The organism is Acinetobacter sp. YH16038, assembly GCF_013417275.1.
In the GTDB taxonomy this organism is placed as follows: domain Bacteria; phylum Pseudomonadota; class Gammaproteobacteria; order Pseudomonadales; family Moraxellaceae; genus Acinetobacter.
In genome coordinates, this window is record NZ_VPEG01000003.1 from 1 (window position 1) to 12,754 (window position 12,754).

The following is a 12,754-nucleotide window of genomic DNA, read 5'->3' on the forward strand; positions in this document are numbered from 1 at the left end:
GGTGAAAACGGCCTAACGCCAGAAATTGGTAGCAATGGCAACTGGTGGATCGGCACAGAGGACACAGGTGTTTCTGCGATTGGTGAAATCAGCATCAGCGATGCGGGCACATGGGTCATTAACGGCACGGATACCGGCATCAAAGCACAAGGCACTGATGGTAAAGATGGTACTGACGGTCAAGATGGTGAAAACGGCCTAACGCCAGAAATTGGTAGCAATGGCAACTGGTGGATCGGCACAGAGGACACAGGTGTTTCTGCGATTGGTGAAATCAGCATCAGCGATGCGGGCACGTGGGTCATTAACGGCACGGATACCGGCATCAAAGCACAAGGTGCAGCCGGCGACAAAGGTGACAAGGGAGATGAGGGAACAGGTTTAACTGATATCATTGCAAGTGTTCAGGTAACCGGTAAACCAATCGCCAACACTGAAATTACGGAACAAGATTTAAATGCTCAAGGTAAGGTTAATTTAACTATTAATTTAACTCCTGCCGATATAGCCAATGGCATCACTGGTGCTCAAACAGGTGATAAAGTGCTTGTGGGTACGACGCTATATACCTTGACCACAGATGATATCGCCAATGGTTCTATTAAATTACTTGTATCTGTTGTATTAGGTGAAAATAGTTATTTGGTTGAAGCAATTGATGCCGATGGTAAGATTGATAGAGAAATCATCTCATTTGAACTTATCAATACAGCAACTGATAAAATTGGCACCATTGAGTTAGTTGATGATGTTCTAGCACCATTAGATACTCTAAATAAAGCTGAAATTGGTGATGATCAAAGAACTGATATTAAGATTAAGCTTGGTGCGGATGCTCAAGAAGACGATATTATCAGTGTGAATGGTGAAAAGTATCTTGTAACTGCTGATGATATTTTAGCAGGTGAAATGATCGTTTCTGTTGTTGTACGTGAAGGTCAAAACAAAATAGTCATTACATCAACAGATGCATTCGGCGAAGTTGAACGTGTTGAAAAAGTCTTTACAGTTGATACTCAAACAGTAACGCCACAAATATCTGAAGTTGAAACGACAGGTACAACAGGCTTAATTTACCCACAAGATTTCTTTATCAATGCCGATGAGCAACAACAAGCTATTGTCATCAAAGGTACTGCAGAAGCAGGGGCTGAAGTTACAGTAGAGGTTGCGGGCCTTAATCAACCATTGACTGTGACTGCAGATCCACAAGGCAATTGGAATGTATCAATTGATCCAAGTGATCTAGCAACGTTGGCTGATGGTGCACTTGATATTTCTGTACAAGCAGTAGATGCGGCAGGTAACGTTTCAGATACATTGGCTTATAGCGCATATACACTTGATAAGACTGCACCTGATTTAGGTTTAAGTATTAGTGAAGATGGTATTGTAAGCTTTAATCCGTCTGAAGTGCTTTATGTACTTGATGGTCAAGGCCAGCCACAAATCGCTACTTTAACTGACTTAGCAAACTTACTTGATAGCAATGAAGGTACATTTGCTGTAGAGCAAAACCAACTTGGTGATGACGTTATTGTATTTAAACCAAATACACCAGATTTTTATGGCCAAGTACAAATTGTTGTTGAGGATGGTGTAATTGCTGATGAGGCGGGTAACTTTAGTCCTCAAGTGACAGTCGTTAATCCTTTAGTGAACTTAACTTTACCGCCAGGTGTGACGATCACATCTGATAGCTATACAGTGAAAGCAGGTGAAACCACAACCATTACATTTACTTTTAGTGAATTAGTAGCAGGTTTTGATGCGTCTGATATTCGTGTAGTAGGTGGACAACTCACAGCTTTAAAACAGGATGTTACTAATCCACTCATTTACACAGCAACATTTACACCAAATGCAACGAGTGACCTTAAAGATGTTGAGATCACTGTACCTGCAAATAGTTATGTGAGTGTAGGGACAGGTAAAGCTGGTTTAGAAGGTCAATTAGATCAAGATATTACCGGTGATACAGCGGCACCTGCTCAAGCTACTTTAACTTTGGTAGATGATACAAATATTGTTGGTGATGGTGTAACAAGCAATGGAACTATTAAAGTTTCAGGCTTGGAAGAAGGCGCAGCATACGAATATAGTGTAGATGGTGGTCTTACATTTACATCATTTACTGCATCTACAGTAATGCCAACTGAAGCAGAATTTACGATTGCTGTGGATGGTGTATATCCAATTGGCCAAGTTCAGGTAAAACAAACCGATGCTTCGGGCAATAGCTCAATTAGTACACTTGATCAAGTTGTTGTTTTAGATAAGGTTATGAGTGAAGTTACTATTGTTAGTATTGCAACTGATAATCAACTGCATGCAGCAGAAATTAGTCAAGGTTTTGATGTGGTGGGTACCGCTGAGCCATTTAGTACCATTACTTTAGAAATTAACGGTAATGTATTAAATACTAATGGTAGACCAGTAGAAGCTAAAGCGGATGCAAATGGCAATTGGAAGATTACTGTACCTGCAGGTGAAGTAACTACAGCTGCTAATACCTTTACAGCTAAAGCAACAGATTTAGCCGGAAATGTGGATTATGATACTGAATCAACAACAGCGGATAGCTCTAATACCTTTATTACTATTAATGCGCTAACCACTAATAAAGACGATATTGTTAATGCTGCTGAATTTGGTTCATTAACTATTTCAGGTGGTGCCCAAGGTACACTCACCAATGGGACTCTTTATGGTGAAATAATTGCTGCAAATGGTGATAGATATGTACTCAGTGGAAGTAATTGGGTAAAACCAGCTATATCTTCAGGCAGTGGAACTGGTCAATATATATATAGTTCAAGTGGAGCTACCTCTTGGACTTCAACATTGCCTTTAAACACACCAGAATTTGCAGATGGTACTTATACTATTAAGATGAGATTGAGTTCTAGTAGTAATATTACAGCTGAACGTACTTTCATTGTTGATACAAAAGTAGATGCACCAGAATATGCGATCTTGAATGATGATGGTACTGCAATTGTAGGTATTACCAATGATTCAACACCAACATGGTCTAATACAGGAAAAGCACCTGCAGAACCAGGTTCAACCATTGAAGTGACTGCTAATGGTTATGTGCTTGGTTCAGCAGTGGTTGATGCAGCGGGTAATTGGTCTATTCCTGCTAATAAAGCATTGCCTGATGGTGAATACTTAATTGAAGTCACTATTACTGATAAAGTTGGAAATACCAATAGCGCAGCTACTGAGTTCTTAGTGATTGATACTGTAGCACCAGAACTTAGCATTGACACTGTTTCTGGTGATGGTGTTTTAACTGATGTTGAATTGGCAAATGGCTTAACTATTAGTGGCCAGGCAACAGGTGCAGAAGATGGTCGTCCTGTAACGGTAACGATTGGTGCGCTTGTTAAAAATGCAGTTGTAACCAATGGTCAGTGGTCAGTTCAAATTTCTGACACAGAGTTAAGTGGATTAGGTTTATCACCAAACACTAACTTTACAGTTGAAGCTGAAGTGGCTGATAAAGCAGGCAATAAAGCGACTGAAACACAAACCGTCTACTTTAAAGATGCTGACCGAGATACAGCTAGCCAAGTTGTAAACATGGATGAAGCTGATTTAATTAATACTGCTGTGACCGAAGTTAAAGGTTCAGGCGTATTTGCTAAACCACAAGCCACTTATACAGATATTTATTTACAAGCACCAAACCAAGAATTGACGTCAAATGGTCAAAAAATTGTTTGGGAAAGTGTGAATCAACAACTTATTGGTCGTGCAAACGGTCAAGAAGTGATTGTGGTAAATATCCAAAAAGATGGTACTTATGACGTTACATTAAAACAGCCTTTAGATCATGGTGCTCAAGGTTCTAGTACAGATAACAAACTTGGTTTTGATATCCGTATGAATTTTGCTGATGCACGAGGCACTACTGTTGAGTCACAATACATCAGTGTTGTATTAACAGATGATCAGCCTGAAGCTAAAGCTAATAAAGTACATGATTTAGGCACAAGTACTTATCAAATTAATGATGGTTTAGTTGTCGATTATGGTGCTGATGGTGGCTTTGTTAAATCGGTTGCCTTAAACGGTGTAACGTTTGTATTTGATCCACAAGCAAATACCGTAACTCAAATGGGTACATCATCTAACATTATTAGTTATGCTTATAACAATAAAGGCTTAGAAGATGGTCAATTGATGGTGACTACTGCAACAGGTGAAACATTGGTTGTGAATCTAGTCACTGGTCAATATCAGTATGATGTTCAGGTATTTGATGCCAACACATATACTGCAAGTTCTCCTGTAGGTGTAAGTATTGGGGGGGATAGTAGCTTATTAGGTATCTTAGACTTAAACGTTGCTGGACTTATCGCAATGGAAAATCAACAGCTTTTAACAGTGCAAGGTGAGGGTATTTATGAAGTTGAAGCGATTATGTCTGGTCTGGATCTTGGTGCTCTCTTAGGCCTTATTCTGACTGGAGATCCTAAAAAATTCACATTTGACGAAAACTTAGCTAGAGAGTTTGGGTTGGATGTAAACTCAACGATTAAAGATGGTGCGTTAAATTTAAGTATTAAATCTGATCCTGCTGGTGAAGAGCTTGATGCTTTCCAAGTTAATCAATTATTAAGTACGGTAAGTATTGATGGTGGTTTAACTGGTACACTTAATTTAAGTGTTTTACCTGGCATTAGTATTGAAGCTAAAGATGCTAATGGACAGCGTCTTGCATATAAAGCACAAGTTGAAGTCGCTGAAGTTGGTTTATTGAATGATTTGTTAAAAGGTGATGTTGATAACACTCAACAAATTGACCAAATTGGGTTAGATAATACTTTAGTGGTTAAAAACTCTAAGGTTTCAAATTCATTATATGGTTTGGACGGTATTGACACATTAGTCGGTGGTCTTGGTTCAGATATTTTATACGGTGGTACAGGCAACGATACCTTAACGGGTAATGCTGGTAATGATGTGCTAGTAGGTGGACAGGGCAATGATACCCTGATTGGCGGTACAGGTGCTGATATCTTCCGTTGGGAGAAAGATGACTATTTAATGAATAAAGTCACAATTGCACGAGACACGATTAAAGATTTTGATATCCGTCCACAAGCATTTGGTGGTGATGTACTTGACTTAGCAAATTTATTGCAAGGTGAAGGATATCAAGGTTTTGGGGCTGGTAACTTAACGAATTACTTACACTTTGAATATGACGCAGTAGCAAACAAAACTGTTTTATATATCAATACAAAAGGTGAATTTGTAGGTGGCTTTAATGCAGCTGTACATACTGCAAAAGTTGAACAAATTATCGACTTGATTGGTGTAAATTTAACCGAAGGATTTACTTCAGACTATCACTTAATCTCTAGCTTAATTGGTCAAGGCAAATTGCTTACAGATGCTTTACCAATTCAAACCAATACAGGCAGTGGTGCTCAAACCGTTGTAGATTTCACAATATCAGATAATGATGGTGATACTGCATCAACTAAAGTTACCTTTGACCGTGAAGACTTACAATCTGTGATATTTGATCCATTAAACCAAGCACCGTTTGTATTTGGCCAAGATACTTCATTGCTTGGGCTTGTTGGTGTAGATTTATTGCATATCCTAGACTTAGGTAATCAGGATTTAGCTGTTTACGATGTAGACAATAACTTAAGCGAAGTATCTATTACATTTGCACAAGGTGTATCTTTAAATGTAACCAATCCTGCATTTAAATGGTCTGAACGTTTAGAACAAGAATTAGGTCTTGATGTTGTACAAACCACAACTGACGGGCTTGCAAATCTTGTTGGCAAAACCACAACGATTACGATTACAAGTGCAAGCAATACAGATCGTAAGATTTCAAATGAAGCGATTAATCAGTTATTAGCAACGTTACAATTCGGTTCGCAAGATGGCGCTTTAGGTCTTCTAGACGGTAATTTACTATCTCTTGATGTCTTGAATGCCATGACTATTACTGCTACCGATTCGCAAAATGTTTCTACCTCTCAATCACTTGGTAAGCTTGTTGATTTAAGCTTAATCACAGGAAATAGCTTAAATGGCGCTGTGAACTTAGTTGAAGGCAATGATGCACCAACTGAAACGATCAATCGCTCAACTGAAATTAAAGACTTATTAATTTACGGCTATGATGGCGAAGACATTATTAGCAGTGGTTCAGGTAATGATGTGATTTATGGTGGTGAAGGCATGGACACCATCAAAGGTGGTTCTGGTGATGACTACCTAAATGGTGGTGCAGGTAACGATACCTTATATGGTGATATTGGTAATGATGTGCTTGTAGGTGGTGCAGGTAATGACTTCTTATATGGTGGCACTGGCAATAACATCTTTAATGGTGGTGAGGGTAGAGATACGTTCATTTCTACAGTAGGTGGTGGACGTGATACAGCAATTTATGACGTATTGAATGCGGCTGATGCTACAGGTGGTCATGACCAAGATTTATGGAAAAACTTTGCTAAAGGTGATGTGAACACATCAGCTGATGCAGATGTAATTGATATTTCTGCACTGTTAGCAGATCAAAAATCTGAAGGCGGTAGTATTGACCTAGCGAAATTTGTATCTGTTGAAGTCAAAGATGGTCATACGATTATTAGTATTGACCGAGATGGCGAGACAGTTGTTGATGACAGCGGAAAAGCGATCTCAGGTAATCAATATGCAATGACAGAATTGCTGACATTGAATAACGTTGAGACGACACTTGCTGATTTGTTGAAAAACAATCAAATCATCTATTAATTCGCCAATAGGGTGGGAGCATTTGCTTTCACCCTATGCTTCGCCATTTTTAAATATTGAGCAAACTATGAAAAAATTATTTGTGAGTATTGCACTCCTGACTTCAATCAGTGCATTTACGCATGCCAATACGGCTGTAGGGGATTCGGTAAAACTAGGTAAACTTCAAGGCCGATATGCTTTAGATTGTTCAAAGCAAAAAGCTCATAGCTTATCTTATGTGATTGGTGAAAAAAGTATTTTGCGCTTAATTTCTGCTAAGCAAAAGCGTGCTTTATTAAAGTCAATTGAGCCTAAGTCTGAAAAATCTTTTGAAGATTATCAATATCTAACTACCGCCGAGTACCAAGGGACTACGGTAGATTTCTACCAGAAAGATCATCAAAACTATGCGCGTGTTTTAAATACCAGCCTGAGTAATTCATTAGGTCCAAAAACCAAACAGATGTTAATACAGTGCAAAACAGAAGCTAAATCCTGATATTTGAAAAGACCAGCAATAGCTGGTCTTTTTATACAATATAGAAATAACCGCAGAAAAAGCCCTGAAAACTTTTCTTAAAACTTTATGAAAAATAATGCTTAGGTTAAGATGAGCCATCATTTGTAAAAGCATTCTAGAAGACCTATGCAACCATTTGTTCTATATAACTCAGAGCAACGTAAAAAAGTAGAATTTGTACCTCGTAAAGAAGGTCAGATTGATCTGTATGTTTGTGGGATGACGGTCTATGACTACTGTCATATCGGACATGCACGCACAGTGGTTGCATTTGACTATATTATCCGTTTCCTGCGCAGTCAGGGCTGGAAAGTAAAATACGTACGCAATATCACTGACATTGACGACAAGATTATTAAACGTGCCAATGAAAATGGGGAAAGCATTTCATCACTGACCAGCCGTTTTATTGATGCCATGAATGAAGACTTTGCCAAATTAGGCTGTCTTGCACCGGATGAAGCACCAAAAGCCACTGATTACATCAATCAGATGCAAAACATGATTGGTACGCTGGTGGAAAAAGGGACTGCATATCCGGCAAATAATGGCGATGTTTACTTCGAGGTTGAAAAATTCGCCAAATACGGGCGTCTCTCAGGCCGTAAACTGGAAGATATGCAGGCAGGCGCTTCTGAACGTGTAGACGTCGAAGTTGAGAAAAAACACCCGTTTGACTTTGTACTTTGGAAACATGCCAAAGAAAATGAACCTTCTTGGGCATCACCATGGGGCAATGGCCGTCCAGGCTGGCATATTGAATGTTCAGCCATGTCTACCTGCTGCCTCGGCAATCATTTTGATATTCATGGCGGTGGTGCTGACTTAAGCTTCCCGCATCATGAAAACGAGATTGCACAGTCAGAAGCAGCCACTGGCGAACAGTATGTAAATTACTGGATGCACGCCGGCTTCATCAATGTTGATGGTGAAAAGATGTCGAAGTCTTTGGGTAACTTCTTCACCATCCGTGATGTGATTGAAAAATTCCATCCGGAAGTGGTGCGTTACTTTATCGTATCTTCACACTACCGCAGCCCAGTGAACTATTCAGATGTAGCTTTAAAAGAAGCAAAAAATACGCTGATGCGTTTCTATCATTCTTTTAAAGCTTATCAAGCGCTATATGGTGAGCAGGTTGTTGAAACTTTAGATCAAAGCTTTGTTGAGCGTTTCAATACAGCCATGTGTGATGACTTCAATACACCAGAAGCCATTGCTGTATTGTTTGAACTGAATAAAGAGCTGAACCGTGCAGTAAAAGATCAGAATCAGGAACAGGCTACAGTTTATTATTCTACTCTGCGTCACCTGACTAATATTCTGGGTCTGGTACAGCACAATGTCGATGAATTCTTGAAGTCTGATATTGGTCAGGAAGCTTTAGGCTTGTCTGAAGAGCAGATTGAAGATCTCATCCAGCAACGTAAAGATGCCAAAAAAGAGAAAAATTTTGCTCGTGCCGATGAAATCCGCCAGTCTTTATTAGACCAAGGGGTGGTGCTGGAAGATACCCGTCAAGGAACTGTATGGCGTCGTGCTGATTAATTCGGCAGTTGAATCGATAGAGAGTTGACAGTTAGCAGAAACTCTCTATAATTCACTCCCATATTGCGGGAATAGCTCAGTTGGTAGAGCACAACCTTGCCAAGGTTGGGGTCGCGAGTTCGAGTCTCGTTTCCCGCTCCAAAATTCAAAAAACCCTGATCGGAAGATTGGGGTTTTTTATTGCCTACGCAAAATAAAAAGGACAATCAGAACTGATTTACATAATGAAATTCTGAATAATGAAGAGCTTTCGGTCAGGGAGATTTCTAAACATTCTGTTTAAGTTTTATGAAAAGCTCTACATTTTGAAACCTGACATTTGCATAGATATGATAAAATTGCGAAAATTATTTTTGCTAGACTGAGTCAACTCTGTATAGAGTTAAGGTAAACCTACTTTGAACCCACCAAATATGCCAAATCAAATAGACTTCCAGAAAGTTGCACTTGAAACCTTGCGTATCGAAGAACAAGCATTACAGATTTTAGCCACGCAGATTGATGAGCGTTTTAATCAGGCATGTGAAATTATCTTGCAGTGCAAAGGTCGTCTGGTGATTACCGGGATGGGGAAATCCGGGCATATTGGCCGTAAAATGGCGGCAACTTTTGCCTCTACGGGTACGCCTTCATTCTTCATGCACCCGGGCGAGGCAGGGCATGGTGATCTCGGTATGCTGGTACCGGGTGATGTACTGATCGCCATTTCAAACTCAGGCAAAAGCGATGAAATCATGATGCTGATGCCTCTGATCAAGCGTCTGGAAATTCCCTTAATTACCATTAGTGGTGATGCCAAAGGCCCAATGCCACAAAATGCTGATGTGGCTTTAACTCTGGGTCATCTTCAGGAAGCCTGTCCACTTGGCCTGGCACCGACTTCGAGTACAACAGCAACTTTAGCGCTGGGTGATGCTCTGGCTGTCGCTCTTCTGGATGCCCGTGGTTTTACTGCTGACGATTTTGCATTGTCACATCCAGCGGGTGCCTTGGGTAAACGCTTATTGCTGCATGTAAAACACCTCATGCATACAGGTTCGGAATTGCCAAAAGTGTCACCAGATACACCGATGAATCAAGTTTTATACGAGATTTCAAATAAACGCCTAGGTTTGACCACAATTGTGGATCAAAATGATGTTCTGCTGGGTATTTTCACTGATGGTGACTTGCGCCGCCTGATCGACAAACAGCAAGGTTTTGATGTCAATTTACCGATTCAGGAAGTAATGACCAAAAATCCGCTGACGATTTCTCAGGAAGCGCGTGCTGTCGTTGCACTGGAAAAAATGAACGAACGTAAAATTAATCAATTTGTTGTGGTTGATGATGCCAATAAAGTCATTGGTGTAATTAGTATGCATGACCTGATTCAGGCTGGGGTAAATTAATAAATGGCATCTTATGTATTATTAGAGCAGGCACGTCATATTGAGGCACTGGTACTTGATGTAGATGGTATTTTAAGCGACGGTTTTGTTACATTGACCAATACGGGTGATGAGATCAAGTCTTTTGATATCCGTGATGGGCTGGGTATGAAACTGGTACAGCAAGCCGGAATCAAAGTGATCATTATCACTGGACGTCAAAGCAATATCGTACAAAAACGTATGTCGGATTTAGGTGTAGATCTGGTTTATCAGGGCCGCGAAGATAAAGGGACTGCTTTACGTGAAGCGTGTACTCAGCTCAATATCGACCCTGAAGACTGTTTATACATGGGTGATGACTGGCCTGATCTGTCTGCCTTCGCGATTGCTGGCATGAAAGTGACTGTTCCAAACGGCCATGTTGAAGTACGTCGTCGTGCTGATCTGGTAACGCAAGCCTATGGTGGTCGTGGTGCGGTACGCGAGATTTGTGACATGTTACTGATGTCCAAAGGTAAGTACCAAGAGTTACTTGAAAAATATACTCGTGCGCCTTATTAATAAGTCATACATCCTGGATTAAGTACACCGCTTATGGACACTAGAGTTTTATATCTTACGGCTATTATCATTGCCGCAATAAGTGGTGGTTATTACTATTACAGCGGTAAAGGCAACAAGTTGCAGACTGATTCTGCACGTAGCATGACCTATTCTGCGAATAATATTAACTTAACCCAAACTGATGAAAAGGGCATGTTGTCTGTTCGTGCCCAGGTCGACCAGCTTGAACAAAACCTGCAGCTAGAGACTTCAAGTCTCAAAAATCTGCAGGCAACGACCTATAAAGACGGTCAGATTGATGCGACATTCTTTGCCAAACAGGGCAACGGTTATGATGACAATACAAAAGTTGTACTTTCTCAAGAAGTGCTGGCGACCAAGATCATGCAAAATGGAAAAATGCAGTTCCGCACCGAGGAGCTGACGGCTTTTCCGAAAACACGTGAAATTGAAACCGATAAAACCGTCATTGTTGAATCTCCACAGGCTGAATTTATCAGTCAGGGCCTAAAAGCCAATCTTAATGATGGTCAATACGAATTCTTTAATATTCGAGGAAAGTATGAACCAAATTCCTAGAGCTAAAATGATGAACACTTTCCTTAAGCGCGCTGCGTTATTAAGTCTGGTTGCATTGGGTTCAGCCACTGCATTTGCATTGCCATCTGACCGTAATCAGCCGATTACCTTATTAGCTGACCGTGCGACTTTTAATGAGCGTACTGGAGTCACCACTTATTCGGGTAATGTCATCATTGAACAGGGCACCATGAAATTGCAGGCCAATTCAATTGTGGCGAATCTGAATAATAAAAAACAGATTAGCCTGATTACGGCAACAGGTAGCCCGGCTCAATTTCAGCAGAAAGTTGATCCTGCCAAAGGTTTGGCCAAAGGTCAGGCACAGAAAATTGTCTATAATGCAGAAACCGGGATTATTACCCTATCTGGAAATGCCTACTTGCAGCAAGATGGCGCTAGTATCCGTGGTAATACACTGAAATACAGCATGAATAAAGGCGATATTGAAGCAACAGGTACACCAAATAAAACCGGTTCAGCAGCAGGTCGTGTACAAATCGTGATTCCGCCTTCATCTTCGAAATCCTTTCCGGGAGCACGTGATTAATGGCACAGACGCATCAGGTTCAAACTTTAACCATTAAGCATCTGGCGAAAAATTATAGTAAACGCTGGGTAGTCAAGGACGTTTCCTTCAGTATGGAAAGTGGGCAGATTGTTGGGCTTTTAGGGCCTAATGGTGCAGGTAAAACTACCAGTTTCTATATGGTGGTGGGTCTGGTGCGTATGGACAAGGGTGAAATCCATCTGGATGATCTCGATTTGTCTGACTTGGCAATGCATGAACGTGCGCGAAAAGGGATTGGCTATTTACCTCAGGAAGCTTCTATTTTTAGAAAACTAACCATTTCTGAAAATATTATGGCGATTCTGGAAACGCGTAAGGATTTAACTAAAGCTCAGCGTCAGCAACGTCTGGCTGAATTACTGGCAGACTTTAAAATTACCCATATTAAAGATTCATTGGGTATGAGCGTGTCGGGTGGTGAACGTCGTCGTGCTGAAATTGCTCGTGCTTTGGCAGCTGACCCTAAATTCATGTTACTGGATGAACCTTTTGCCGGGGTTGATCCGATTTCCGTGGGTGATATTAAAGATATTATTACGACGCTGAAAGATCGTGGAATTGGTGTATTGATTACCGATCATAACGTTCGTGAAACTTTGGCCATCTGTGAACATGCCTATATTGTCAGCGAAGGTTCAGTCATTGCTGAAGGCACGGCACAAGAAATTCTGGCCAATGAAACGGTACGTAAAGTTTATCTAGGTGATGACTTTACTGTATAGAAAATTTTCATTATCAGAAAAAACCCGCATTAAGACTTTAGTCGTCAAATGCGGTTTTTTTTTACTTAAATTAAGACGAAAAAGCTATCTTTTTGTATGATTTGATATATTGTTA

At 40.4% G+C, this 12,754-nt stretch carries 8 protein-coding genes and 1 tRNA gene; all 9 read left to right on the plus strand.

The genetic code is table 11. From position 1 onward, the window contains the following. On the plus strand, window positions 1-6,780 hold a 6,780-nt coding region (locus FTV34_RS18065; RefSeq protein WP_218949321.1), incomplete at its 5' end, for an Ig-like domain-containing protein. 67 nt (window positions 6,781-6,847) lie between these two features. Then, window positions 6,848-7,261 (plus strand): hypothetical protein, encoded by a 414-nt coding sequence (locus FTV34_RS00695; protein ID WP_180068428.1) that lies wholly within the window; start codon window positions 6,848-6,850, stop codon window positions 7,259-7,261. Between the two features lie 147 nt (window positions 7,262-7,408). Then, window positions 7,409-8,830 carry a cysteine--tRNA ligase gene (cysS, locus tag FTV34_RS00700; protein WP_180068430.1) on the plus strand — a complete coding sequence of 474 codons (1,422 nt, stop codon included), beginning with the start codon at window positions 7,409-7,411 and terminating at the stop codon, window positions 8,828-8,830. 65 nt (window positions 8,831-8,895) lie between these two features. Beyond that, window positions 8,896-8,971: transfer RNA gene (locus FTV34_RS00705), tRNA-Gly, on the plus strand. A 272-nt stretch (window positions 8,972-9,243) separates the two neighbouring features. Continuing rightward, window positions 9,244-10,221 (plus strand): KpsF/GutQ family sugar-phosphate isomerase, encoded by a 978-nt coding sequence (locus FTV34_RS00710; protein ID WP_180068431.1) that lies wholly within the window; start codon window positions 9,244-9,246, stop codon window positions 10,219-10,221. Window positions 10,222-10,224: 3 nt separating this feature from the next. Next, window positions 10,225-10,764, plus strand: a complete 540-nt coding sequence (locus FTV34_RS00715; RefSeq protein ID WP_034170294.1) for an HAD family hydrolase — start codon at window positions 10,225-10,227, stop codon at window positions 10,762-10,764. 33 nt (window positions 10,765-10,797) lie between these two features. After that, the gene (gene lptC, locus FTV34_RS00720) at window positions 10,798-11,346 is read left to right on the plus strand and encodes an LPS export ABC transporter periplasmic protein LptC (protein WP_034705852.1); all 549 of its coding nucleotides are present in this window, start codon (window positions 10,798-10,800) and stop codon (window positions 11,344-11,346) included. Next, the gene (lptA, locus tag FTV34_RS00725) at window positions 11,330-11,896 is read left to right on the plus strand and encodes a lipopolysaccharide transport periplasmic protein LptA (protein WP_004786229.1); all 567 of its coding nucleotides are present in this window, start codon (window positions 11,330-11,332) and stop codon (window positions 11,894-11,896) included. The genes lptC and lptA overlap by 17 nt, the downstream gene beginning before the upstream one ends. Further along, complete coding sequence (lptB, locus tag FTV34_RS00730) at window positions 11,896-12,639, plus strand: LPS export ABC transporter ATP-binding protein (protein ID WP_180068433.1); 744 nt, start codon at window positions 11,896-11,898, stop codon at window positions 12,637-12,639. Before lptA ends, lptB begins: the two co-directional genes overlap by 1 nt. The last annotated feature ends 115 nt before the right edge of the window (window positions 12,640-12,754 follow it).

What these genes read in the sequence shown, in the direction of transcription:
- FTV34_RS00695 (WP_180068428.1), top strand. Translation starts at nt 6,848, where the DNA reads ATGAAAAAATTATTTGTGAGTATTGCACTCCTGACTTCAATCAGTGCA.
- cysS (WP_180068430.1), top strand. Translation starts at nt 7,409, where the DNA reads ATGCAACCATTTGTTCTATATAACTCAGAGCAACGTAAAAAAGTAGAA.
- FTV34_RS00710 (WP_180068431.1), top strand. Translation starts at nt 9,244, where the DNA reads ATGCCAAATCAAATAGACTTCCAGAAAGTTGCACTTGAAACCTTGCGT.
- FTV34_RS00715 (WP_034170294.1), top strand. Translation starts at nt 10,225, where the DNA reads ATGGCATCTTATGTATTATTAGAGCAGGCACGTCATATTGAGGCACTG.
- lptC (WP_034705852.1), top strand. Translation starts at nt 10,798, where the DNA reads ATGGACACTAGAGTTTTATATCTTACGGCTATTATCATTGCCGCAATA.
- lptA (WP_004786229.1), top strand. Translation starts at nt 11,330, where the DNA reads ATGAACCAAATTCCTAGAGCTAAAATGATGAACACTTTCCTTAAGCGC.
- lptB (WP_180068433.1), top strand. Translation starts at nt 11,896, where the DNA reads ATGGCACAGACGCATCAGGTTCAAACTTTAACCATTAAGCATCTGGCG.